This window comes from Apilactobacillus quenuiae (assembly GCF_002994005.1).
Classification (GTDB): domain Bacteria; phylum Bacillota; class Bacilli; order Lactobacillales; family Lactobacillaceae; genus Apilactobacillus; species Apilactobacillus quenuiae.
Map to the genome: position 1 here is coordinate 1 of NZ_POSN01000002.1, position 26459 is coordinate 26459.

At 29.4% G+C, this 26459-nt stretch carries 26 protein-coding genes and 1 rRNA gene; 6 read left to right on the top strand and 21 right to left on the bottom strand.

The window, feature by feature from the left end; genetic code table 11:
- Window positions 1-144 (bottom strand): 16S ribosomal RNA (locus tag C7N44_RS02350); the annotation flags it as partial.
- A gap of 675 nt (window positions 145-819) precedes the next feature.
- Here C7N44_RS02350 and C7N44_RS08180 point away from each other — a divergent pair.
- Entirely contained in the window at window positions 820-963 is a 144-nt protein-coding gene (locus C7N44_RS08180; RefSeq protein WP_225362939.1) for an IS3 family transposase, read from the top strand.
- 45 nt (window positions 964-1008) lie between these two features.
- On the opposite strand, the gene C7N44_RS02360 is transcribed toward C7N44_RS08180, so the two are convergent.
- The 6 genes from C7N44_RS02360 to C7N44_RS02385 form a co-directional block, all read right to left on the bottom strand.
- Complete coding sequence (locus C7N44_RS02360) at window positions 1009-3069, bottom strand: LTA synthase family protein (protein WP_105956309.1); 2061 nt, start codon at window positions 3067-3069, stop codon at window positions 1009-1011.
- Between the two features lie 22 nt (window positions 3070-3091).
- Entirely contained in the window at window positions 3092-4108 is a 1017-nt protein-coding gene (locus C7N44_RS02365) for a lysylphosphatidylglycerol synthase transmembrane domain-containing protein (protein ID WP_105956310.1), read from the bottom strand.
- 2 nt (window positions 4109-4110) lie between these two features.
- Complete coding sequence (locus tag C7N44_RS02370; RefSeq protein ID WP_105956311.1) at window positions 4111-5133, bottom strand: glycosyltransferase family 4 protein; 1023 nt, start codon at window positions 5131-5133, stop codon at window positions 4111-4113.
- 8 nt (window positions 5134-5141) lie between these two features.
- A complete protein-coding gene (locus C7N44_RS02375; RefSeq protein ID WP_105956312.1) occupies window positions 5142-6329 on the bottom strand; it encodes a glycosyltransferase family 4 protein in 1188 nt (395 codons plus the stop codon).
- A 131-nt stretch (window positions 6330-6460) separates the two neighbouring features.
- Window positions 6461-8185 carry a phosphoenolpyruvate--protein phosphotransferase gene (gene ptsP / locus C7N44_RS02380; protein WP_105956313.1) on the bottom strand — a complete coding sequence of 575 codons (1725 nt, stop codon included), beginning with the start codon at window positions 8183-8185 and terminating at the stop codon, window positions 6461-6463.
- Window positions 8186-8187: 2 nt separating this feature from the next.
- Window positions 8188-8454: a phosphocarrier protein HPr gene (locus C7N44_RS02385; RefSeq protein WP_105956314.1), complete on the bottom strand. Its 267-nt coding sequence runs from the start codon at window positions 8452-8454 to the stop codon at window positions 8188-8190.
- Window positions 8455-8877: 423 nt separating this feature from the next.
- Between C7N44_RS02385 and C7N44_RS02395 the strand changes: the two genes are divergently transcribed.
- Complete coding sequence (locus C7N44_RS02395; protein ID WP_105956316.1) at window positions 8878-9834, top strand: MucBP domain-containing protein; 957 nt, start codon at window positions 8878-8880, stop codon at window positions 9832-9834.
- Between the two features lie 22 nt (window positions 9835-9856).
- On the opposite strand, the gene C7N44_RS02400 is transcribed toward C7N44_RS02395, so the two are convergent.
- The 4 genes from C7N44_RS02400 to recX form a co-directional block, all read right to left on the bottom strand.
- The gene (locus C7N44_RS02400) at window positions 9857-11437 is read right to left on the bottom strand and encodes a peptide chain release factor 3 (protein WP_105956317.1); all 1581 of its coding nucleotides are present in this window, start codon (window positions 11435-11437) and stop codon (window positions 9857-9859) included.
- A 98-nt stretch (window positions 11438-11535) separates the two neighbouring features.
- A complete protein-coding gene (tagD, locus tag C7N44_RS02405; RefSeq protein ID WP_105956318.1) occupies window positions 11536-11949 on the bottom strand; it encodes a glycerol-3-phosphate cytidylyltransferase in 414 nt (137 codons plus the stop codon).
- A gap of 27 nt (window positions 11950-11976) precedes the next feature.
- A complete protein-coding gene (locus tag C7N44_RS02410) occupies window positions 11977-13083 on the bottom strand; it encodes an AI-2E family transporter (protein WP_105956319.1) in 1107 nt (368 codons plus the stop codon).
- Between the two features lie 39 nt (window positions 13084-13122).
- Window positions 13123-13926 carry a recombination regulator RecX gene (gene recX, locus C7N44_RS02415; RefSeq protein ID WP_105956320.1) on the bottom strand — a complete coding sequence of 268 codons (804 nt, stop codon included), beginning with the start codon at window positions 13924-13926 and terminating at the stop codon, window positions 13123-13125.
- Window positions 13927-14004: 78 nt separating this feature from the next.
- Here recX and C7N44_RS02420 point away from each other — a divergent pair, with 78 nt between their 5' ends.
- Window positions 14005-14463 carry a flavodoxin gene (locus tag C7N44_RS02420; protein ID WP_105956321.1) on the top strand — a complete coding sequence of 153 codons (459 nt, stop codon included), beginning with the start codon at window positions 14005-14007 and terminating at the stop codon, window positions 14461-14463.
- A 26-nt stretch (window positions 14464-14489) separates the two neighbouring features.
- Here the strand turns inward: C7N44_RS02420 and C7N44_RS02425 are convergent, their stop codons facing one another.
- Together C7N44_RS02425 and wecB are read right to left on the bottom strand one after the other, a co-directional pair.
- Complete coding sequence (locus C7N44_RS02425) at window positions 14490-15377, bottom strand: YihY/virulence factor BrkB family protein (protein ID WP_157945019.1); 888 nt, start codon at window positions 15375-15377, stop codon at window positions 14490-14492.
- The gene (wecB, locus tag C7N44_RS02430; RefSeq protein WP_105956639.1) at window positions 15367-16491 is read right to left on the bottom strand and encodes a non-hydrolyzing UDP-N-acetylglucosamine 2-epimerase; all 1125 of its coding nucleotides are present in this window, start codon (window positions 16489-16491) and stop codon (window positions 15367-15369) included. The genes C7N44_RS02425 and wecB overlap by 11 nt, the downstream gene beginning before the upstream one ends.
- A 197-nt stretch (window positions 16492-16688) precedes the next feature.
- On the opposite strand from wecB, the gene C7N44_RS02435 reads away from it, so the two are divergent.
- Together C7N44_RS02435 and C7N44_RS02440 are read left to right on the top strand one after the other, a co-directional pair.
- Entirely contained in the window at window positions 16689-17624 is a 936-nt protein-coding gene (locus tag C7N44_RS02435; RefSeq protein ID WP_105956323.1) for a glycosyltransferase family 2 protein, read from the top strand.
- 1 nt (window position 17625) lies between these two features.
- Window positions 17626-18045 (top strand): GtrA family protein, encoded by a 420-nt coding sequence (locus C7N44_RS02440; protein WP_105956324.1) that lies wholly within the window; start codon window positions 17626-17628, stop codon window positions 18043-18045.
- A gap of 47 nt (window positions 18046-18092) precedes the next feature.
- On the opposite strand, the gene C7N44_RS02445 is transcribed toward C7N44_RS02440, so the two are convergent.
- Window positions 18093-19448 (bottom strand): gluconate:H+ symporter, encoded by a 1356-nt coding sequence (locus C7N44_RS02445; RefSeq protein ID WP_105956325.1) that lies wholly within the window; start codon window positions 19446-19448, stop codon window positions 18093-18095.
- A gap of 270 nt (window positions 19449-19718) precedes the next feature.
- Here C7N44_RS02445 and rbsU point away from each other — a divergent pair, with 270 nt between their 5' ends.
- Window positions 19719-20597: a ribose/proton symporter RbsU gene (gene rbsU / locus C7N44_RS02450; RefSeq protein WP_105956326.1), complete on the top strand. Its 879-nt coding sequence runs from the start codon at window positions 19719-19721 to the stop codon at window positions 20595-20597.
- Between the two features lie 47 nt (window positions 20598-20644).
- Here rbsU and C7N44_RS02455 read toward each other — a convergent pair whose 3' ends face one another.
- Genes C7N44_RS02455 through C7N44_RS02485 form a run of 7 tightly spaced genes read right to left on the bottom strand, consistent with a single transcriptional unit; the run spans window position 20645 to window position 26407 of the window.
- The gene (locus C7N44_RS02455) at window positions 20645-21358 is read right to left on the bottom strand and encodes a winged helix-turn-helix domain-containing protein (RefSeq protein ID WP_105956327.1); all 714 of its coding nucleotides are present in this window, start codon (window positions 21356-21358) and stop codon (window positions 20645-20647) included.
- A 20-nt stretch (window positions 21359-21378) separates the two neighbouring features.
- The gene (phoU, locus tag C7N44_RS02460) at window positions 21379-22086 is read right to left on the bottom strand and encodes a phosphate signaling complex protein PhoU (protein WP_105956328.1); all 708 of its coding nucleotides are present in this window, start codon (window positions 22084-22086) and stop codon (window positions 21379-21381) included.
- Window positions 22087-22096: 10 nt separating this feature from the next.
- Window positions 22097-22852: a phosphate ABC transporter ATP-binding protein PstB gene (gene pstB / locus C7N44_RS02465; RefSeq protein ID WP_105956329.1), complete on the bottom strand. Its 756-nt coding sequence runs from the start codon at window positions 22850-22852 to the stop codon at window positions 22097-22099.
- Window positions 22853-22861: 9 nt separating this feature from the next.
- Window positions 22862-23656 (bottom strand): phosphate ABC transporter ATP-binding protein PstB, encoded by a 795-nt coding sequence (gene pstB / locus C7N44_RS02470; RefSeq protein ID WP_105956330.1) that lies wholly within the window; start codon window positions 23654-23656, stop codon window positions 22862-22864.
- Between the two features lie 13 nt (window positions 23657-23669).
- Window positions 23670-24557, bottom strand: a complete 888-nt coding sequence (gene pstA / locus C7N44_RS02475) for a phosphate ABC transporter permease PstA (protein WP_105956331.1) — start codon at window positions 24555-24557, stop codon at window positions 23670-23672.
- Window positions 24557-25474, bottom strand: a complete 918-nt coding sequence (gene pstC / locus C7N44_RS02480) for a phosphate ABC transporter permease subunit PstC (RefSeq protein WP_105956332.1) — start codon at window positions 25472-25474, stop codon at window positions 24557-24559. The genes pstA and pstC overlap by 1 nt, the downstream gene beginning before the upstream one ends.
- 60 nt (window positions 25475-25534) lie before the next feature.
- Entirely contained in the window at window positions 25535-26407 is an 873-nt protein-coding gene (locus C7N44_RS02485) for a phosphate ABC transporter substrate-binding protein PstS family protein (protein WP_105956333.1), read from the bottom strand.
- Window positions 26408-26459 lie beyond the last annotated feature (52 nt).

Sequence of the window (26459 nt, forward strand, 5' to 3'; positions counted from 1 at the left end):
GTGTTACTCACCAGTTCGCCACTCGTCCCGAATCCAAAAATCATTTATGCAAGCATAAAATCAAATTGGGAGGACTCGTTCGACTTGCATGTATTAGGCACGCCGCCAGCGTTCGTCCTGAGCCAGGATCAAACTCTCATCTTATAGATGAAAAGCTTTTAACTAGCTCATCAAATTAATTGTTTTTAAAAGCGAATTGACTTCGCTGTGTTTAATTTACTTACGATCTAAATCGTAAGTTCCTTACACATCATTGATTATCAATCTTGTTCAGTTTTCAAAGATCTACTTATCAGTTAACTGCTTGAAACAAGCAGCTTTTTAATTATATCATATTAACAATTCAATGTCAACAACTTTTTTATAATTAAATTTTTAATTGGTATGTTGCTGTTTGTCATATCAACAACGCAACATTAATTATTATGCCATCTTAACAACTAAAAGTCAATAACTTTTTGTAATTAATTTTTAAGTCCAAAAATTAACTAACTCTTTTTCAACAGCAATTAATATGTTATCAAAATAATATAATTAAGTCAATATAAATTATTAAATGATATAAATTATTTAATAATTCGACAACAAATATAATAATACCAACATAAAAATATATAGTCAATAAAAAAAGAATAATCAAGAAAATGAAGTTATAACAATGGGGATATTGTTCATAGTGATCAAGATTCAATCTACACTTTGAATTAGCACAAAAAAAGACGCTATCAGGATTATATCCTATAAAGTAACGTCAGCTGATAGCGCCATTAGTGAATCATTTCACTCCACTCTAAAATCTAAAATGATATACAAAATACCATCAAGTGCGTAGATAATTATATCAAATTTTGGAATAATAGACGAATATTAACAAAATTGGGTAACCAATCGCCTGTAGAATACAGGAAATCAGTTACCCAATTAAACCAAAAGAAAGCTGCTTTATTTATTTGTTTAAAATAATAGTTGCAGTTCCCACAATTAATAATGATTACTCTTTTTATTAAATTATTTTAATTCAGGAGCATCTGTTTTATACAAATTCTCGGTACTATTAGTATGAAGCTTACTAAGCAAATCAGAGTGACTCTTCTTATCTGCTTCTTTTAATTGCTTCATAGCAGAAGAATATTTATAATTGAAATCTTTTTTATTAACTTTATTAAATCCTTTTGATTTATAGAATCTCAAAAGATCTCCTAAAACAACCCTATCTGATAAAGAAAGTTCAGTTGTAACATGATCTTGCATACGTTTAATTTCATTTTTTTGAGTAGTATTAGGATTAATAACAGATCCATTCTTAGTATTATATACAGTTCCACCAACAATGGTATATTTAGGAGATACTAAGTCACCATTTCTAAACGAAACCACTTGAATTCTCTTCTTAGACAATAAATCATTTCCAAATTGAATAGTTTTATCATCCTTATAACCTAGTAAGTGTAATAAGGTAGGTAAAACATCAATTTCTCCACCATAGGTGTGATTAATACCACCCTTTAAGCCATTCATATGAATCATAAACGGAACTTTTTGAAATTGTGCTAAATCATAATTATTAATACTCTTCTTATGCAACAATTGAGCAATAGCAGGCCTATGATTATTAGAAATACCATAATGATCACCATAAAGTACGATCATACTATTTTTCATCAACCCGGTTTTATTAAGATAGTGTACAAATTCACCAAAAGCTTGATCTAAATAGTGAGCGGTTTGAACATATGGATCAACTGTATCATCTCCAGTTTTTGTTGCTGGGAATGATTGGTTTTGTTTATCAAGTTCATATGGATAATGATTAGTTAATGTAATTAACTTAGCGTAGAAAGGTTGTGGTAATTGTTGAATATACTTAGCAGAATCTTTTAAGAAAATTTTATCCTTAAGTCCATATCCAACACTATATGAAGGCTTTTCAGTATAGTAATCTGAATCAAAGAAATATTGATAACCCCAAGACTTATAAGTATTATCGCGATTCCAGAAGCTTGGTACATCTCCATGAAATGCAGCAGTACTATATCCATGCTGAGATAAAATAGCAGGTGCAGCTTGATAAGTATTTTGCGTACCATAGCTCACCATTGCTGATCCTTGAGGCAAACCAAATAAAGAGTTTTCTAGCATCATTTCAGCATCAGATGTTTTACCTTGAGATACTTGATGGTAAAAGTTATCAAAAGAAAGAGTACTTTTATTATTATAAAATTTGTTTAAATTAGGGGTAACTTCTTTACCATCAACTTTATAGTTCATTAAAAATTGTTGAAAACTTTCTAAATGTAGAATAAAAACATTCTTACCCTTAGCTTTACCAAAATATTCCATATTAGGTGCACTACGATTATTTTTTAAATATTTGAGAACATCATTCATATCTGATGGCTTAGCTTCAGAACGAGTTTTACTTTCTTTATATGTCTGATAACCATTAAATGCAGCATATTCATTTAGTCCTAAATACTTAACAATATAATTATTATCAAAAGTTCTAGTTAATAAACCAGACCGGTTAGCATTAGCAATCCCAAATTCAGCAAAAATTAAAACAATAGATAATATAGTTACCGCAAAAGCATTCTTCTTTTTAAAGGGAGAATGGTCAACTTTAATCACTTTAAATAATAATAAAATAATTAAAATTATTATATCAATAAATATAATAAAATCTGATGGATGAATAATTTCTGATAAACTTTTTCCAAGATTATTTTGTACATCCCCAGATCCCTTAATAACTCCAAAGGATAGGAAATCAGAAAATTCTCGATAATAAACAATATTGGCAAATAACCATATTGACTCTATTAAATTAATAATTAGCATTAACCAATATGCCAATTTACCCCTAAAATACAGTGCTATTCCAAAAATTAATAATGCAGCTGGTATAGGATTAATTGCTAATAGGAACTCTTGGATTCCACCCTTTGCACCTAAAGTAAAATCCATTCGATATGAAATATAAGTTTTTAACCAAAAAAGTAAGATCATTAATACAAAGAATCCAAACTTAGTATTAATAAACTTTCTGGTATTTTTAATGTTACTGGACATTATCAATGCCTCCGAAAATAAATTATTTTTTAGAAATTTTATCTGGTTTAATAAATAGTGCTATTACACCCAATATCATTCCTAAATAGTATGTCAACAAGCGCCAAATCATAAGAGCTAAAACTAATTTGGTACTATTAGTGATATAACTCTTGAATAAAGCTTCAAAACTATACTCTGCTCCACCTGCTCCACCAGGAATAGGAAACAAAGATATAATCATAAATATTAAAACATGGAGACTAACTACTACAATAATATTTACTTTATTAAACCCTAATGACAGCATTATAAAATAAGGAATAAGGTAATAAAATGATAATTGAAAAAATGTGATTAAAATTATCTTAAGCATAAGTCTCCATTGTTTAGCTATCTTGATACTTTCTTGGTGAAAATTATCCACCTTTTCATCAATCATACTCTTAAAATCACTAAATTTATCATTACTAATAAAAAAACGAACCGGTTTAATAATTACATCAATCATTTTTTTAGTAAATGAATACCAATACATAATTAATAGCAAAATCGCAATTACAAATAAATGAATAAAGAATCCGAAAATCACAAAGATAGCAAGGTAATGAAGTTTTTCTTCGATATATTGAAATCCAACAATGAGACTCAATATAAAGTTTAGTACAATCATACCTTGAAATATAATAAATTTCATTAGTAAAGCAGAACTAGCCTTACCAGCGTCAACTCCTGTTTGCACTAATACATATAGTTGTCCAGGTTGTCCACCAGAAGAAAATGGTGTAATACCATTAAATAGCTGTTCTACTAAAGGAACTCTTAAAGCATCCTTAAAAGTAAAATTTTTTGACTGAGTATTTACAATTATTTTAGTAATAACTGCCTCTAGTCCTAAATAAAGCGCCATACAAATTAAGGCTACTAAAATCCAACACCAATTAATGGTAAAAAAATCTTCAATTAAAACACTAATTTGAATGTCTCTAATAAAGTACCAAAATATAAATGCACCAAATAGAAACATAAGAACAAAAGTGACTGCATTTCTTTTTGACATTTTTAACCTTCTTTTGCTTGAGATATGTAAAAGTCATACCATATCGATGCTAAATGGTCTTCAGAATAATATGAAGAAGCTTTAATTGATCTATTAGATAAATTTTTTAAATCATTGCGACTATTTTTTAAATCTTTAAGATTAGCATCCATTTCAGCAAAATTATCAAATGGAACATAATATCCTTCAATAATCTTTTTATATAAATCTAGATGTCTTAACATCACTGGAGTTCCACAAGAAAAAGCTTCAAGCACAGACATTGGAAAAAGCTCATTGTATGAGGGTAATAAAAAAAGATCTGCAATATTATAATATTTAAATATTAAATCACGATCAACTATTCCCGGAAAATAAAGATTTTCAGGTGGGTTATCAACTAAAAATTTTAATTGCTTATAACCATCCGTAATTTTACCAAAAGAAAATCCACCAGCCCAAATAAATTTAACATCTGGGTTAGCTTGTGCAAGTTTAGCAAAATCTAATACGCCCTTTCTTGTTTGGACTTGACCAGTTCCCAAAACTATAAAATCTTCATCTTTAAACCCCATATTTTTTCTGATTTTAGATTTTTCTTCATTTGATAAAGGATAAAATTCATCTTTGCTAACAAAATTTGGAATGTAAGTAATATTATCCTTATCTATACCATATTTTTCTAGTTTTGGGATAAAAGTTGGATTTACAACAACAATATGATCCATTCTCTTATAAAAAGCAATTACATATTTATAAAAAATCCACTTAACTAGTTTAGGCAATTTTAAACTACCCTCTAATGTTTCCGGTAAAAAATGAACATATCCAATCTTTCTCCCACGTTTAGAAAAAAAAGTAGAGAAATAATAACTGAGATTAATTGTATGATAATGAGTGATTTCAGATTTGCCATGCTTATTGATTTCAACATTAAACTCTTTTGGAAAATGTTTATTGAGCATTGAAATCAATTCAAGATAAGCACTTCCCACTCCTTGTCCCTTAACTTTATCCGCAGTAGAAAGCATATTTATGTTTAACATAAGTCCTCCTAATCGTTTATTCTAGTCGAATTCCTAATTTGATTATTATATTCAATTTGAGCATTTTTATAGAAAGCTGTTACGCGATCAGCAAAATTCTTTGCAGAAATTTCATGAAGCTTTTTATCTCTAATTTTATTGGCATCATCTAGATTAAAATGCACCTTACCATCTAAATATCCTATTATATCAGATACAAATTCATCTTCATTTGAAAATGTCATTCCTAAGGCATTATTATCTAACAAATCATCAGTATATGGACCTGAAGTAACCACTACTTTTATTCCTGAAGCCATTGCTTCAATATAAGTAAGTCCCTGTGATTCAGAACTAGAACAAGAAACAAACAAATCAGCTAAGTGATAATAAGAGCTAATGCTATCATTGCTAATTTCACCGATAAATCTCACATTATTAGATAAATTCATATTTTGTACTTGTTGTTCTAAATCTTTTTTAGCTGGCCCATCACCAACAATCATTAACTGAGCTTTAGGCTTTTCATTAATAATTTTAGGCATTATATCAATTAAACCAGATATATTTTTTTCATATGCTAATCGACTAACCGATAATAGTATTTGAACATCTTCTTTATAACCTAATTTATGTTTAAGACCTTCTTCTGGATTAAAATCGAATTTATTAATGTTTACTCCAGTTGGAATAATTCTAATTGGGCTCTTTACTCCATATCTTACTAATGTATCTAATACGCGTTTACTAGGAGCAATCACCCCAGACATATTATGACAAAAAGCTAAAGTTGCCTCTTTAACGTGCACAGGCTTTAATAACTTTCCATTAGCCACATAATGTAGATAATCTTCATACATAGTATGATATGTATGCAAACAAGGTATCCTCAAAAATTTAGAAACAAATTTTCCTATCATTCCCATAGAGAATTCGGTTTGTGTGTGAATTATATCCAAATTTAATTTCTTAGCTATTTGATAGGCTTGAAACATTCCCCTAACAGCTATTCTGCGATCTGTAAAAGAAACAAATGGAATACTGGAGAATCTAAATATATTTTCTTCATAAGTATTTTTAGATACATGTGGATCAGTAGTAGTAAAAATATAAACTTGATGGCCATTATTCTCTAATTGCTCTTTTAAAGTTTTTATTGATGTAGCAACACCACTGACTTGCGGAAAATAAGTATCAGTAAATATTCCAATGTTCAAAATACCACCACCTCCTTTTAGTTATCAATTTATTGTAATTATATGTTTTTGAACTTTTCTTTGCAAACAGTCAAATAAAAAAAGAGCTAAAGAATTACAATTAAAAAGCATTCTTTAGTCCAAAAAAGTGATTAAATTTTTATAAATCGTTGTTCTATTTTAATAACATCTTTAACTGTACATGCACTTTTAATAATTTCTTCAGACATTTTTTGCATTAGATCGTAATCTAATAAACTAAGCAATGCTTTAACATCTAAAGTAGAGTTAATATTCATAGATAAGTTTTTAAAACCCATACCTATTAAAATAGGAAGCGCATATCGATTACAGGCCATTTCACCACAAATAGAAATATCTATACTATACGCATTAGCAACATTAAATACTCTCTCTAACATTCTTAATAATGCTGGGTTTAAAGGATTATCTAAAGCTGCAACAGTTGGATTACCACGATCAGCAGCCATTATATATTGAATTAAATCATTAGTTCCAATACTCATAAAATCAACATTTTTAGCAAATTGATCCGCCATTATAGCAACTGAGGGCACTTCAACCATAATACCCAGCTTAGGATTATTATATGGAATACCGTCATCATCCATTTTTTTCTTTTCTTCATTAATTATTTTTTTTACTTTATACCACTCATTTAATTCTGAAATCATTGGAAACATAATATAAAGATTCCCATAAATAGATGCACGAAGTAAAGCTCTAATTTGAGTTCTAAAAATGGTCGTTTTAGATAAACTGAAACGAATTGATCGATTTCCCAAAAAAGGATTTCGTTCGCTATTAGAATTATTATCTAAGTATGGAACTTGTTTATCTCCACCAATATCTAAAGTCCTAATGACTACCGGTTTATTACTCATTGAAGAAAGGATATCCTTGTAAACATTAAATTGCTCTTCTTCAGTGGGCAAAGAATAAGAATCAATGTATAGATACTCAGTTCGATATAGTCCAATTCCATCAATCATATAATTCTTTATTAAATTAACTTCTTTAGGACTAGAAATATTAGCATTAATACTTATTTGTTTTCCATCATTAGTAAATGCATTTCTTTTCTTTAATTTATCTAACGGTTTTTCAGTCTGATTATACTTGGTGATTTTAAGACTATAATTTTTCACCAATTCATTACTAGGGTTAACAATAACCTCTCCAGACATTCCATTAACAATAATTAAATCATTATTGGAAATATTTTTGCTAATATTATTTAAGCCAAATATAGACGGAATATTTAACGATTTGGTTAATATTGCGGAATGAGAGGTATTTGTACCTAAATCAGCGATAACTCCCTTAACATTTTTATTGCTAAGCTGAATAATATCATTAGGTGTTAAATCCTCTGAAACCACAATCACAGGAGTCTGAATTAAAGCTAAGTCAGACATCTTCTTATTTAACAAATATGCAAGCAATCTTTTCTTAATATCATCTATATCCTTAATCTTATCTAAAACAAATTTATCATTTCCGGAATTCTTAAGTTTACTAATTCTGCAGTCTAATATTTCACTTATAGCTGTTTCAGCGTTAACTTTACTACTATTAATCACATTAGCAGCCTCATTAATAAAATTAGGACTAGAAATAAATGTAGCTTGCAATTTAAATATTTCTGAAGAAGCTGACCCCATATTAGTAATAACAACTTCTTCAATATTATTTAAATCTTTAACAGCTCTATTAATAGAATTCTTCAAACGTTTAACTTGTTTACTAGGATTTCCAATTTTCATTTTAGAAAAAGACAAATTAGGATGAACTAATTTATATGCATTAGCAATTGCATATCCTTTACTGGCTGCAATTCCCTCATAATTAAACATTCTTAATCAATTAAGCCTTCTTTTTTAAATGATTCTGAAATTGCATTAATTGCTTCTTTTTCATCTTCACCTTCTGCTGAAATAGTTATATCAGCATTTTGGCCTACTCCTAGTGACATAACACCCATGATTGACTTTAAATCAACTGACTTATTTTGATAAGTCAAATTTAATTCAGATTTGAACTTACTTGCAGTTTGAACCAACAATGTTGCTGGACGTGCATGAATACCTGTTGCAGAAACTATTTTAAATTGATTTTTTTCCATTTTAAAATCTCCTCTTATTTACATAATAATTTTAGAATATCAATTAATTTTATAAAATACAAGATTTGTTAATTATTAGAATTATTATCAGACAAGTAAGTATAAGTGATTATTCCATTTTCACTTGCTTTACCAGAGACTCTTTTTCTAGTATCAAAATTCATAAAAGCAACCTGAAAATCAAGAAATTCATTTGGTTTTATCACTAATTTACTAATTTCATTATTTTTTAATTGATTTAATAATTCAGTATATTTTTGCTCATTGATAATAATATTCCCTCTTTCATATCTATTATATATTATTGTCTAGTAATAAAAAATATTAATGCAAGAAATTTATATATTAATTAACTATTATGGACAAACGAAAAGCAAAAATTAAGCTTTCATATGTTATTATGATGTATGGGAGGGATGTGAATTGTTTAAAATATTTAGAAAAATAATAAAAAATAATTTCAAAAAAAATAACAATAAACAACATTTAAATAATCAAGCAGAGATTCGCAAAAACACTCTCCCATTAAATTCAATGAAAATACATTATATAGATGAAAATGGTAAGAAGCTAGCAAAAGATGAAATTCTTTTTGGACCCAAAAATACAAGAAATAACTATATAATTCCTAGTTTTAAAAACTATGTTATATATAACATAACTGGTAATTTAAAATACTTCATAGATAATAATGATGTTTTTATTGAATACCAAAAATTATATGGAAAACCAATTAATATATTTTTTATAAATTTTGAAAATTATTTATTGGTTAAATCACCTGAAATTAAAATTGGTAAAATAAATAGTTTGTATCAAATTACTCCACCAAAAATAAATGGCTATACAAACATATCTCACAGTGGAAATTTGAATGGATCATTTAGTAATAATGTACAATCTATCATATTTTATTACAAAAAACGTGACTGGTTAAAATTGTCCCATGAAAATTTCTATATTAAAACCAATCAGATTACTACAGTCTTTGATAAAGCTGAAACATCAAAAACAATAGGAACCATTCCGCAAAATAGTATTTGGAAAATATTCGCTCAATTACAAAAGCATGATTCCATTTGGTTAAATATTGGAAGTGATCAATGGATTATGGATAAAAATTTTAAAAAAGTTTATTATCCTTTCGGTAAAAGACTAAATAATACAAAAAATTGGCAAATCAAAAAAGTTCATTCAACAGCCCTTTTAAAAAGAACAAGAATACAAGTATTCAATTATCCTGGTGGAGAAATAATCGATTACAATATAAAGAATAAAAAAGTAACAATAACTAGTTCTATATTAGATGATCAAAAAATACTTTGGTACGAAATCAATAACTTATACTATATAAAGTCAAGTGACATAAAAAGAGCCTAATCGTCTTGATTAGGCTCTTTATCTATAGTTTTGAAGTTAATTTAACATCTGGATATTTATCTTTGAACCAACGTTCAGCGAACTTATTTTCAAATAAGAATAATGGTTCATCATTAGTATCTTTAACCAAAATATTTCTAGAGGAAGACATTTTCTCATCTAACTGTGATGGATCAATCCAGCGAGCCGTTTTATTACCCATGGGTTCCATTACTACTTCAGAATTATATTCGTTTTTCATTCTAAATTGGAACACTTCAAATTGTAACTGACCAACAGCTCCAAGAATATAATCTCCAGTAGTATAAGCAGTATAGAGTTGGACTGCACCTTCTTGAACTAATTGCTTAATACCTTTATGGAATGATTTTTGTTTCATAACATTTTTAGCAGATACTTTCATAAACATTTCAGGAGTAAATTGTGGTAATTTAGTAAATTCGATTTTTCGTTTATCAGAATAAATAGTATCACCAATTTGAAAATTACCAGTGTCATACAAACCAATGATATCACCGGCAACCGCATTCTCTACATTTTCACGAGTATTCGCCATGAATTCAGTAACGTTAGATAAACGTAACTTCTTTTGATTTCTATCTAAAGTAACATCCATGCCTCGTTCAAACATTCCTGAACAAACACGCACGAAAGCAATACGATCACGATGTCTAGGATTCATATTAGCTTGAATTTTAAATACAAAACCAGAAAATTGTTCATCATCTGGTTTAACATCAACATCATTCTTAGTTTCATGTTCACTTGGTTTAGGAGCAAACTTTAAATATGCATCTAAAAATGTTTTAACACCAAAATTAGCTAAAGCTGAACCAAAGAATACAGGTGTCTGTTCACCATTTTTTATTTTATTTTTATCAAACGGATTACCAGCTTCAGTAATTAAGTCCATACTTTCTTTAGCATCTTGATAAATAGTGTCATCAGTTATTGGGTCAGGTGATAATAAATTTCCATCATCATCTAATGGTAAATAAGGCTTATTTTCATCATTTGGACGATATAATTCAATTCTCTTATTATAACGATCATATAGCCCTTTCAATATTTTACCTGAACCAATAGGCCAATTCATTGGATAACCTTCAATCCCAAGTACATCTTCTAATTGGCTAATCAATTCCATTGGATCTCTACTATCACGATCCATTTTATTCATAAATGTAAAAATGGGAATTCCACGCATTTTACAAATTTGGAATAGTTTTTTAGTTTGTGGTTCAATTCCCTTGGCAGCATCAATAACCATAACAGCCGAATCCACTGCCATCAAGGTACGATAAGTATCTTCTGAGAAATCTTGATGTCCAGGAGTATCCAAAATATTAATTCTTTTACCCGCGTAATCGAACTGCATAACTGAACTCGTTACAGAAATACCACGTTTCTTTTCAATTTCCATCCAATCTGATTTGGCGAAGTTACCAGACTTCTTAGCCTTAACTGTCCCAGCTTCTCTAACAATTCCACCAAACAAAAGTAATTGTTCAGTAATTGTAGTCTTACCAGCATCCGGATGAGAAATAATCGCAAAAGTTCGTCTCTTATCTACACTTTTGTCTAAGCTTTTATTACTACTCATTTTTTGAATCCTTCCGTGTTTAAAATAATATATAATTTTAATTGTAACATATAAAAAACATCCCTAGAATATAATATCCAAAGGATGTCTCACATTATTTATTTAGATTCCCACTTTTTATCATCATTAAGGCCCAAATCATGCTTAATCTTAGTAGTTGAGATACCTTCAGTTCTTGGTAAATAAACTACTTCACAATAATCTTTTAAAAAGTCAAATTGGCCTTTCCAATCGTCACCCATGACAAAGATGTCTATATCATTATCCTTAACATCTTTAATCTTTTGATCCCATCCTTTTTCAGGAATAACATGATCAACATATCTAATTGCTTCTAATACATATTTACGATCTTCATAGGAAGTGTATGCTTTTTTACCTTTTTCAGCATTAAATTCATCAGTTGAAACACATACGGTTAGATCATCACCTAATGCTTTTGCTCTTTTTAATAATCTTACATGACCCTTATGTAATAGGTCAAAAGTTCCATAAGTAATTACTTTTTTCATAAAATCTCCTGTTTCTTAGCACGTAAGCTACTCTTTTTCTCGTTGTAATAACCATATTGAATATACGTATTGTACAATTACTTTAACAACCGCATATAGTGGAATGGCTAAAATCATCCCTAACAAGCCAGAAATATTACCAGCTGCTAATAAAATAATTATAATGGTTAGCGGATGAATATTCAAAGATTTTCCAATAACATTTGGATAAACCAAATTACCGTCAATTTGTTGAACAATTAAAACTACTATAACCACGGCAATGACTTTAGTAATATCCTCTGATAAAGAAACGAATAGTGAAGGCATAATTCCGATGTATGGACCAACATATGGAATTATATTGCATATTCCAGCAAAGCATCCTAATAATAAAGCATATTTTTGTCCTACTAATATATAACCAATCGATGTGAACACTCCAACAAAGAGGCACTCAATCATTTGGCCACCAATATAATTGGAAATAGTATTGCTCATTTTTGTCAATAAAGCAACTGTATTATCACGACGCTTTGGCGGTAATATCTTTGTAATTCCAGGTAATAGTTTATGCCCATCTTTTAACATATAAAATAACATTACTGGTACTGTAATAAGCACAATAACTGTTGATGTAGCCATGGATATAATAGAACCGATACTGCTAGTTAAGCCACTTAAAAATTTCTGAGCATAAGAATATATGTAGCTTTGAAATTTATTTACATAATCACTTAGATAAACATTCTTCATGAATCCTTTATGCGAATACCCTTTTAAATAGCTAGTTGTATCATTAGCTAATGATGGCAAATTATTAAATAAATTAGTAACCTGCGTAATAATTCTGGGCATAAGAGAATATGTAGTATAAAAGATTAGTAATCCTAGTAATAAAAAGACCAATATTACAGCCATTAATCTAGACATATTTCTTTTGCCAATGTGAATTTTCATTAATAAGTTAACTACAGGATTAAGCATATAAAATAAAACTCCAGCAATTAATACTGGTATAAATACTGCTGAAAAGAATGTTCCAATTGGTGAGAAAATAAAATCCAATTTAGTACATATAAAAATAATACTAACCACCAATAATAGTTCAATAGTCCACAAAATTAATGATGAACTTTTTATTTTATTAACCATACATAAATTAGCTCCTTCTTTAGAATAAATTATAACATTTTAGAAGTTATTAAGCTTAGAATCTATAAAGTGATTAATATCATCAATATTAAAACCTTTTCGATAGAGTGATTGCTTAGTTTTTAAGCTTCTTTTTTTACTATCATAATTTCTATTACGTAACCAAAACTTTTCACCTTGTTCTTCTAACAAATGTTCTTGTTGTACATTATCTGGTTCTAAATTTAAAGAATCAACAGCAGATATTACGATATCATTATTATATCCTTTTTTGATCAAACTAACTTTGGTTTTCTGAATTCTATTTTTAAATGCATCACGTTTATGTTTATTAAATATTTTTTTGGCTTGGACAATACAATTTTTAATTGCATCTTCATCACTATAAAAATTTTCAACCGCATTTTGAATTTTATCTTCGCTAATTGACTTAGATTTTAACTTAAAGTATACATTGGAAGGACCCTTATCTTGTTTTTTTACTTCAGTTCTAACATAACTATCAGCATAATTTTGATCATTAATTAAATGTTGATCCTTTAATTGCTTAATTACTGTTTCGATTGATGAATCATCCTCAGTAAAATTACTTAATTTTTTGACAATTTCACTCTCAGTTCTTAATTGATGAGACAAAAAATCAATAGCCTTACTATATAACTTAGAAATGTTATCAGCATTAATTAATTGATGCTTAAGCTTTTCGTCTACTTCCATCCCTTTAAAGACCCGATATTTAATCATTACATTTTCACTAATCGGAAAAGCATAATGATCATCGATGTATACATTAAAACGACCTTTACGTTTTTGCGCAGAAATTTTAGTTATCTTTGGGTTCATAGTTTTTCACTTTCCTAGTATAATTATTGTATGAATGTTTAAAATATTAGATTAATATTTAAAAAAGGAGCGATTAAAATATTGAAAGCACATGTTGTATTTGCAACTATCACTGGCAATAATGAGGATTTGGCAGATATTGTTACTGAAGGCCTAGAAGATTTAGGTGCTGAAGTAACTGAAACTGAAATTTCACAAACTGATACAGAAGAATTATTAAATTCTGATATTTGTGTTGTTTGTGCATATACTTACGATGAAGGCCATCTTCCCGAAGAAGGCCTAGATTTTTTTGACGATTTAGCAGATATGAATCTTTCAAACAAAATCTTTGGTGTTGCTGGATCTGGCGATGATTTCTATGAAGATTCATATAATACATCTGTTGATAAGTTCATTAATCAATTCAAAAAAGCAAATGCTATTCAAGGATCAGAAGGTATAAAAATAAATTTAGAACCTGATGAAAATGATATTAAAACACTTGATAAAATGGCTAAAGATTTAGTAGATAAATATAATAATCTTAAAAAATAATCGTTGACTATTAATCAACGATTTTTTTATTTATTTTTTCTTTGGATTAAAGATTTTAATTTAAATCCCTGATTTTCAATCTTATCATTAAAACTATTTTGAAATGAAGCGTTGATAACAGCACCAATTATTAAAATGTTACCTATCATGTAAAGCCAGAGCATTAAGATCACAAAAGCTCCTAAAGTTTTATAAGCATCCATACTCTTAGCAAAATAATGAAGATAAATTGAAAAGCCCTTAGAAAGAACAATCATTCCAATCGTTACAACGATTGATCCTAACCATACATATCGCCATTTGGTATTAACACTTGGTACAAAATAGTAAAGAATCAATATTAATAAGAATATACCTAGTATAGTTAATGGTGTTCTTAACATTATAAACAAATTTGTTACTACATGCGATAAACCAATAAAATTAGCTGAATATGTAATAATAACTTTACCAAAACCTAAGAATATTAAAAAGATACTTAAAGAAATAATTAACAATAGCATCCAAACAAACGAAATAATTCTATTCATAATTCCACTAGTCTCATAAATACCATAAGCATGATTTACAGTTCTTTGAAATGCAGCTAATGCACGACTCGCAGACCAAATGGTCAAAATTAATCCAATAGATAAATTATTACCACTAGCACCATTTAAAGCAGATGAAATAATTGGCGTTATTGTATTTAAAATCGTTTCTGGCAAAAGTGGTGATAGATAGTCAACTATTTCATATTGATTAATATTAAATAGTTTCAACAAATTACCAGCAATGATCGTAATTGGAAATAATGATAACAAAGCATAAAAGGCAATTACAATAGCAGAATCTCCAGCATTAGATTTCTTATATCGATTCGTCACTATTGATACTAAACGTTTTAAATAATTTTTATATTTATTAAATCTCATTACTTTCAACACCCGATTCATCGTTAATAAATGTGTCTAGTGCTTTTAAAATTCGCTCTGAGGCTTTGCCATCACCGTATGGATTTTTCGCATGCGACATTTTTTTGTAAACATCTTCATTGTCTAGTAGTTGCTCCATACTTTCTTTAATTTTTGTTGAACTAGTACCAATTAATTTGAGTGTTCCTGCTTTGACCCCTTCAGGCCTTTCAGTATGTTCTCTCAACACTAATACTGGCTTTCCTAGAGAAGGTGCTTCTTCTTGTACACCACCAGAATCAGTCATTATAAAATAACTTCTGGCAGCCATATTATGAAAATCAACTACATCTAAAGGATCAACAAGATGAATTCTTGAACAGCCATCAAAAACTTCATGAGCGATTTTTTGTACTGCTGGACTAAGATGAACTGGATATACAACCTCAATATCTGGATGTTTCATCACTTCTTCCTTAATTGCAGTAAATGCACGATGCATAGGTTCACCTTGATTTTCTCGACGATGCATTGTTAGCAAAATAATACGATGAGTATTATCAATATCATCTAAAACATCATGATGATAGTTCTGATCAACTGTTTGTTTTAACGCATCAATCGCTGTATTTCCAGTGATATAAATCCTATTGCCATTAAAATTTTGTTTTAACAAGTTACTTCGGCTTAATTTAGTAGGCGCAAAATAAATATCTGACAATGTATCCGTCATTTGACGATTCATTTCCTCAGGATATGGAGAATATTTATCCCACGTTCTTAATCCTGCTTCAACGTGACCTAAAGGTATCTTATGGTAAAAAGCACTTACTGAAGCTGCAAAAGTAGTTGTCGTATCACCATGGACCAAGATAATGTCTGGATTAGTTTCATTAATAATTCCATCCAACTTGTTTATCACCAGAGTAGTAATCGAACTTAAAGTTTGTGTTTCTTTCATCACATGTAGATTATAATCAGGTACAATATGAAAAATATCCATAACTTGATTTAACATTTCTTTATGTTGACCTGTTAAAACAGTAATTGGTGCAAAACTTTCTTTTTCTTCCTGCATCTTTAAAATAATTGGTGCCATTTTAATAGCTTCAGGACGCGTACCAAAAACCGTCATTACTTTAATTGGTTTTTTCAATTTCAATCCCCCGACAAACTTATATTCGTTAATTTAATTATAACAAAATAATTTTAAAATGACGATTTTATGTTTATTTACAAAAGTTTTATAAATATATTATTTTTTATATACAAACATAAAAACATTACTCATTATGGTAAAATAAAATTAAATTGTTTATGGAGGTTTATAAAGTGGAAACTATTGGTTTAATTGTTCCTTGTTATAATGAGGAACCTTCGATTGAATTATTTTATAAAGAAGTAGAACGCGTTTTCAATGAAATGAAAAAGAATAATTTAAATTATAATCACGAATATTGGTTTATTAATGATGGTTCATCAGATGAAACATTGAATATCATAAAAGAACTAAATGAAAAAGATGAAGATGTCCATTACGTATCTTTTTCTAGAAATTTCGGTAAAGAATCTGCAATGGCTGCTGGCTTAGATAATGTCGGTGGTGACTACGTTGCTGTAATGGATGTTGATCTGCAAGATCCACCTGCACTTCTTCCTAAAATGATCAAGTACATAAAAGAAGATGACTATGATGTTGTTGGTTGTGTTCAAAAAACAAGAAAACAAAATCCTATAAGAGCCTTTCTTTCATCAACATTCTATAAAGTAATTAATAAAATGTCAGATGTAGAAATTAAGCAAAATGTTCGTGACTATCGTTTAATGACTAGACAATATGTTGATAATGTATTAAAGCTAAAAGAATATAATCGATTCACCAAGGGAATCTTTAGTTGGGTAGGCTTTAAAACTAAATATATTGAATATAACGGTGTCGAAAGAGCAGCTGGTACTTCACATTGGTCTTTGTATCAGCTATTAGAATACTCTTTGGAAGGTATCGTAGATTTCTCAGACGTTCCTTTAAAAATTGCTACTTGGGTTGGTGGAACATCATTTTTCTTATCAATTTTAGGATTGATTTTAGTTATATTTAGAGCAATCATATTTGGTGGATCTGTTGCTGGATGGCCTTCTTTGGTGTCAATTATTTTATTAATTAATGGAATTCAATTGTTCTGTTTAGGAATTGTTGGTAACTATATTGGTAAAATTTATCTAGAAACTAAACACCGTCCAAAATATATTGTAAAAGAGAAGAAGTAAATTGAATAATTTAGTCGAATTATATAAAAAAAATAAAGAAGTCGTCTTATATCTCTTTTGGGGAGTTCTAACAACCTTTGTTGATTTATTGGTTGCATTTCTATTAAAACAATATACTAATATTGATACTTTTTGGAACACTGCAATCGCTTGGTTAGCTAGTGTAATATTTGCTTTCTTTACTAATCGTAAGTGGGTATTTAAATCTAGTGCCAAAAATATTAAAGAAATTTTTATTGAATTGAAATCATTTACTTTCGGTAGATTTGCATCATGGATAATGGAAGAAATTGTTATCTGGGTTGGACAAACATTAATGCATGGGAGTTTCAATATAGTTAAAATATTAGCTCAAATAATTGTAATTATTTTCAACTACTTTTGGTCTAAGTTTGTTGTTTTTATAAATCATAATAAATAAATAAAGATACCAATCATTTAAGATGATTGGTATCTTTATTTTTAATATTAATGGATAAATATACTTAAAAGTAATACCATCAATAGTCCAATTATAGAAATTAAAGTTTCTAAAGTTGTCCATATCTTTAAAGTTTGTTTTACATCCAAATCAAAGTATTCTTTAAACATCCAAAAACCAGCATCATTAACATGCGAAGCAGCTAATGAACCAGCTCCAATAGCTAGTGCCATTAAAACAGGATTGACACTTAAAGAATGCATCAATGGAGTTACTAAACCTGCTGCAGTCATGCCTGCAACGGTTGCTGAGCCCAGTGAAATACGTAAGATAACTGCAATTAACCATCCTAAAATAATAGGAGACAAGTTAGCATGTGACATCATATCTTGTACTGCTTTACCTACACCACCATCAATTAAAATTTGTTTGAAAGCAGAGCCACCACCAATAACCATTAGTAACATTGCAATAGACTTAATGGCTTCAGTTACGGTAACAGTAATATCTTCCATTTTTTTACCACGATGAAAGCCCATTGACCAAATAGCAAATAATAAAGTAATTATCATTGCAATCACTGGGTTTCCAATCATCGTAATAAAGGCATCAATTCCATGAGGGTTAGGCTGCGCCTTACCACCGTTAAATACCATGTCATAAATGGTTGCTATTGCCATTAAGATAACTGGTAATAAGGAAGTAAATGCTGCAATTCCAAAACTAGGTGTATCTTTTAAATTATATTCTTTAATTTCACCAAAAGCTGGTAAAGATTTTTTTACAACAAAGGTTTCTGGCGCAAATTTTTTAGCTAGTTTCGTAAATATAGGACCAGCAACAATTACTCCAGGTATAGCAACAATCACACCTAATAATAACATTTGTCCAATGTTAGCCCCTAATGCCGATGCAACTGCAGTTGGAGCAGGTTGTGGTGGTAAAAAACCTTGAGTTGCTGATAATGCAGCAGCCATTGGAATTCCCAAATAAACAAATGGTACGTCTGCTTCTAAAGCTACTGCAAATACAATTGGAGTTAGTAAGACTAGACCAACTTCAAAGAATAAAGACATCCCGATGATAAATGAAGCCACTACAATTGCAAATTGCAATTTTCTTTTACCAAACCAACTTATTAGAGTTCTGGCAATTCTATATGATCCCCCTGCATCTGACACCAAACGGCCAATCATTGCACCAAAGCCAAATACAATAACTAATTCGCCAAGCGAACCCCCAATTCCATTTTTTATGGACGTAGCAATATTAGCAGGATTCATTCCTAATCCCAAAGCCACTAATACTGATGTAACTATCAAAGAAATAAATGTATTTAGCTTACACTTAATAATCAAAAATAATAATAATAATATTCCTAATACTAAGACTACAAATGGCATTTTGCATTACCTTCCCTTTATGATTTATTTTTTATGAAAGCGTTTTATAATTATTAAGAATAATAATATCATATTATAATAAGTAATGAAACCGATTTCATTGCTTATTTTACAATTTAAATTTATTATGTGTTATATTGTTATGAGGAGCATTATCATTGTACGAATAATATTTTAATTAAATTCTATATATAATAATTTTAATTTATGATATTATTTTTAAATATCTTTGAATGATAAAAATATATTTATATAGAGGAGGAACAAGTTTTGAGCGCTATCGCTTTATTAGTTGGTCTAGGACCACTATTAGGTTGGGGACTATTCCCTACTGTATCTGCCAAATTTGGTGGTAAACCTACAAACCAAATTGTTGGAGCCACATTTGGTACTCTTATTTTTGCTTTTGTTTATTTATTAATTTCTGGTAATTCTATTCCAATGGGTTCTAAATTTGTTTTATCATTAATTTCTGGTGCTGGATGGTCATTTGGACAAATTATGTCTTTTAAATCATTTAAGTTAATTGGATCATCTCGTGTAATGCCAATTACAACCGCTTTGCAATTAATTGCTACTGCATTGTGGGGCGTGTTTGCTTTAGGTAATTGGGACGGTACTAAAAGTAGAATAATAGGCTTTATTGCTTTAATAGTAATTATTATTGGTGCTACTATGACTGCTTGGCAAGAACACCCTGATAAACAAGGAGCTCAAGATCTAAGAAAAGCCGTCGTATTATTATTAATTGGTGTAATTGGGTATTGGTTATATTCTGCTGCACCACAAGCTGCTCAAATAAATGGTAAAGAGGCATTCTTGCCACAAGCTCTTGGAATGTTTATAACAGCTGTTATCTACTGTTTAATGAATATTAAAAAAGATAATGTATTTAAACAAAAAGAATCATATTTACAAATTATTTCAGGATTCTTCTTTGCATTTGCTGCATTAACTTATTTAATTTCTGCTCAACCAAACATGAACGGTTTAGCTACTGGGTTTGTTCTTTCACAAACTTCAGTTGTATTAGCAACCCTAACTGGTGTTTACTTTTTACATGAAAGTAAAACTAAAAAAGAAACCATTATTACTATATTAGGATTAATATTAATTATAGCTGCTGCTACAACTACAGCATTCCTATAATGATGAAAATAAAAAGGGACACTATTAGGTGTCCTTTTTTATTTTTGTTAATTTAAAATATATCCAAAGCCCCTAACTGTTTTTATAAATACTTTATTTCCAGGTAGTGACTTTAATTTATCTCTTAAATGACTAACATGCATATCAACAATCCTAGATGATATAAACAAATCAGCATCATTGCTGTCCTCTCGCCAAACGCCTCTAAAAATTTGTTCTCGACTTAAGACTTGATCATGATGACGAACCATATAGTAAAAAATGTTAAATTCTTTTGGTGTTAGATCAATTTTTTCTCCAAGGTATTTAACTTGAAAATGTTTTAGACTAATTTCAAAATCTTTATAAATGTATTTTTTAAAATTATTAGACCCCTCTGAGACTAATCTTTTATATAGTTCAATTAAGTTAATTGTTCTTAATAGAATTCTTTGTGCGTTCAAAACATTAGATATATAATCATCAACTTTTAAATCAAAAAGTTTCTGTTCGTTTTCTTCAACATAATCATAAGAAATAATAATAATCGGTTTTGAAAAGCCATCCCTAATCTTTCTAATAAATTCTAAATTGGTTTTAAAATTATTTTTAACTGACAAATCATAAATAACCGCAGAATCTTTATCTTTTTTTAAAAATAAATCTAAGTAATCTACATCTGGATTGCTTAGATTGTTAATAAAGAATCCCTTATTTGCAGCTAACTGACCAATTTCAGAAGACCATTTTAAATTATTAGTGATTAATAGAATGCTATTCATAGTGGTGCTTCACTTCCCGTTTATTTAATATCTTTTTTTATTTCCTCAGCAATAAGATCTGGTTCTATTTTACCAGGATTTAATTCAACTATCTTACCAGTTGAATTATAAACAATCCATTCTGATAAATTTACGATATGGTCACCAATTCTCTCTAATAGCCTAACAACCATTAAGTAGCTGCTAACTAATTCAATTTTATTAGTGTCCTTTTCAATGTCCTTAATAATTATATCTTTAGCCAAAACAAATTTTTTATCAATTAATAAATCTTCTTCTGCGATTAAACGGGCAGCTTGTTCATCTTCATGAACATAAGCATCTAATGATGATTCCAACATGCCTCTAATCTTTAAAGACATTTGAGAAATTGCATCATTAACATCAGGCATTCTATTTTCAGTTTTTAATCTTAACGTTTCTCTAGCAATTGTAGACGCATGATCACCAATTCTTTCTAAATCAGAACTAGCCTTTAGTAAAGAAATAATAGCTCTAAAATTATTGGCAACTGGTTGCTTTAAAGCAATCAAATTCAATGACTCTTTTTCTAAGTCAACTTCTTCATCATTGACCTTAGTATCTTTTTCAACAATCTTCCTAGCTAATTTTTTATCATTGTCTATAAAAGATTTAATTGATTGATATATTTGATCACTAACTGTGATTCCCATTTTCATATAGGTACGTTGCAATTTTTTTAATTCTTTTAAAAATGAATCATTCATAATGATCCTCCTAACCAAATTCACCATTTAAGTAGTCACTTGTTTTTTTGTTTGAGGGATTTACAAACATCTTTTGAGTGGAATCATATTCAATCAAATCTCCATTCAATAAGAATGCTGTTTTATCAGAAATACGGGAAGCTTGCTGCATATTATGAGTAACCATAATGATTGTAAAATCTTTTTTAAGTCTAACCAATGTATCTTCAATTTTAGAACTAGATATCGGATCAAGAGCACTTGTGGGTTCGTCCATTAAAATAATTTTAGGTTTCACCGCTAATACACGAGCAATACAAATTCTTTGTTGCTGCCCGCCTGAAAAAGACAAAGCACTTTTATTGAGGCTATCTTTTACTTCATCCCATACTGCTGCTTCTTTTAAACTTTCTTCTACAATTTTATCAATTTTATGTTTATTCTTCATACCAGCAAGTTTTAATCCATATGCCACATTATCATAAACAGAAAATGGAAACGGATTGGGTTGCTGAAATACCATACCAATAGTTTTACGAAGCTCTGTTAAATCAATTGATGGTGAATAAATATCTTTGCCATTAAATTTAAAACTACCAGTAATAGTTACATTAGTTCTTAAATCGTTCATTCGGTTTAAACATCTAAGAAATGTCGACTTTCCACAACCAGAAGGTCCAATTAAAGCAGTAATTTCATTTTTATTAAAGTTTAAATCAAATCCATGCAAAGCTTCATTTTCACCATAGTATAAATGTACATTTTCAGTTTGCAAAATACCAGTCATATTATCACCTTATCCAAAATTACCAGAAATATAATCTTCAGTTGCCTGAATTTTAGGCGTAGTAAAGATCTTAGCGGTTTTATCGAACTCTAATACATGTCCTGAATGAAAAAAAGCAGTATAATCACTTACCCGAGAAGCTTGTTGCATATTGTGAGTAACTATAATGATTGTATACTTAGATTTTAAATTTTTTAAAGTCTCTTCAATTTTAGCAGTTGAAATTGGATCTAAAGCACTAGCAGGTTCATCTAATAATAATATATCAGGTTTCATGGCAATCGTCCTTGCTATACATAATCTTTGTGCTTGTCCCCCAGATAAAGAAAGTGCACTCTTATCTAACTTATCTTTAACCTCATCCCATAATGCAGCTTCTTTTAAACTACTTTCAACTCTTTCGTTTAATTCTTCTTTATCTTTAATACCATGTTTTTTTAGCGCAAAAGTAATATTATCGCGAATAGTTTTAGCAAATGGATTAGGCCTTTGAAAAACCATTCCAATTTGTTTTCTAACTTCATAAACATTGACTTTTTTGTCATTAATGTCAACGTCACGATACATAATATTTCCATCAACATTAGCAATAGAATCATTCATTCGATTCAAACTTCTCAAGAAAGTTGATTTACCAGAACCAGACGAACCAATTAATGCTGTAATACTAAATCTAGGAAAAGCTAAGTTAACATTAAAGATAGATTGATGATCACCATAAAACACGTTAACGCTCTTAGTAACAATCGCCTTTTCATTATCAAATTTGTAAATAAAGCTTTCATCTAAATTATATTTTTTCATTATTAACCCTCATTTAAAAATTAGAAGTCATCTTTCTATATAAACGATTACCTATCCAATGTGCCAATAAATTAAATAACAATATTAAAATAATTAAAACTGCTGAGGACCCACTAGAAACTAAATTAGCATCTGGGGTTATCCCCTCCGAATTAACTTTCCAAATATGAACAGCCAACGTTTCAGCAGGTCTCATTGGGTTTAAAAAACTTGAAGATGAGAAAATGTTCCAATTAGTATAATCAATAATTGAAGCGCTTTGACCAGCAGTATAGATCAATGCTGCTGCTTCTCCAAAAACCCTTCCAGCACTTAAAATAATTCCCGTAATAATTCCAGGAACAGCTGCTGGCAAAATTATACCTGTAATTGTTTTCCATTGTGATAATCCCAACGATAAACCAGCTTCTCTTTGTAAGTGTGATACTGATCTTAATGAATTTTCAATATTTCTAGTTAATAAAGGTAAATTGAAAAAAGTTAAGGCAATCGCTCCTGATAAAATAGAAAAGCCAATGTGCATTTGAACTACAAATAATAAGTAACAAAATAGTCCAACAACAACTGAAGGTAGTGAACTTAAAACTTCAATTGTTGTTCTAATAACTTCTGTAATCCAATTCTTTGGTGCATATTCAGCCAAATATATTCCTGATCCCAAAGCAATAGGAAAAGAAAGACATAATGTTAAAAATAACAAATAAATAGAATTAAATAATTGATCTCTAATTCCACCACCAGATAAAAAGGACTGCGATTTAGAAGTTAAAAAATGCCATGAAATATGTGGCACACCTGTTACTAAAATGTAGCCAATTAATGATATTAAAATTGCAACTACAATTGCTACGAATGTATAAATTAATCCAATTGCAATTTTATTTGTTGTTTTTGGATTCATTACTTAATGCTACCTCTCTTTCCAATAATCTTTACAATAATATTGAAAACTAATGACATTAGAAGTAATACTAATGCTAAGGACCAAAGAGCATTATTCCCTAAAGTTCCCATAACAGTATTACCAATCCCAGTTGTTAATTGACTGGTCAAAGTAGATGCTGGGGTAATCAAGTTTTTAGGCATTAAAGTAGCATTCCCAATAACCATTTGAACTGCTAATGCTTCTCCAAATGCCCTTGCCATCCCAAAGATAATTGCTGTCAATATACCAGGAATTGCAGCCCTCAGTATAACTTTATAGATTGTTTGCCAACGAGTTGCTCCTAATGCTAAAGAAGCATCTGATAAATATTTAGGTACTGAATTTAGACTATCAACAGTTAAGGAAGTAATCGTAGGCAATACCATAACAAACAATACTAATGTGGCTGATAAAATTCCAAATCCAGTTCCACCAAATAAATGACGATTCATTGGAACAATGATAGTCAGACCTAAGAATCCGTAAACTACTGATGGAATTCCTACTAGCATTTCAATAATTATCTGCAAAAATTTGCGTCCCTTTTTAGGAGCAATCACTGACATATATATTCCAATAGCAATGGCAAATGGTGTCGCCAAAATTGCTGATAAAATAGTTACTCCAAATGAAGTAATTATCATTGGTAAGGCCCCAACTTCAGGTTTACCATCCTTTCCAATTGAAGATGGTGACCAATCTTGTTTGGTTAAGAAGTCCCAAACATTAACGTTATTTTGTGTAAAGGTAGATAATCCCTTTGAAATAATAAAATATAGGATCAAAGAGACTAGTAAGATAATAAATCCAATACTAAGATAACTGATACTCTTCCCAAATTTATCTTGTCTAGTTTCCTTGGATGACATTAATAATTTTTTCTTTATTTCCATGTTTTATCCTCCATAAATGAAAATGAAGGATAAAAATCATCCAACATTTTCATTTAAAGTTTATTTAACTATTTGGTTATTAGCATCTTTGGTAACTTTCATATTATGAATACTAATGTAGCCTAATTTCTTAACTAAGTTATTTTGAATTTCTTTTGAATTCATATATTCTATAAATAATTTTGTTGCTTTATCAATATTTTTGTTAGTGTACATATGTTCATATGACCAAATTTTCCAAGAATTATCTTCAACATTCTTATCATTTGGTTTTACATTATCAATCGAAATTGGTTGAAGTGTATTATCACCCATGAATGAAAATGCTAGGTAGCTAATGGCTCCTGGAGTACTTGCGACAATTTTCTTTACAGTCCCATTGGAATCTTGTTCTTGTGATTTAATTGCAGATTTTCCTTTTAAAACATCGGCTTCAAATGTTTTTCTAGTTCCACTTCCTTTAACTCTATTAATTACTTCGATAGTTTGATTTTTACCACCAACTTGTTTCCAATTGGTTATTTTTCCAGTAAAAATATCACTTAACTGTTTCATGGATAGGTTTTTAACACCCACCGATTTATTTACAACTGGTGCCATTCCTACAACAGCAACTTTGTGATCAATCATCTTTTTGGCATCAATTCCATTTTGCTTTTCAGCAAATACGTCAGAATTTCCAATCGTTACTGCTTTTGATTGTAATTGGCTCAATCCAGTACCTGAACCACCACCCTGCACAGTAATTGATACGTTATTATTATTTTGTTGATATTCATTAGCAGCTTCTTCAACTAAAGGTTGTAAAGCTGTTGAACCTACCGCGGTGATCTTTGACTTAGAACTATCGTTGCTATTGCCGCAGGCTGTTAAAACAAGACCAGATATAATCATAATAGAAATAATGGATATAAACTTTTTAGCATTTAACATAATGAAGCCTCCCATAGGAATTAATCTAAATTACAAATAAAGTATAGCAATG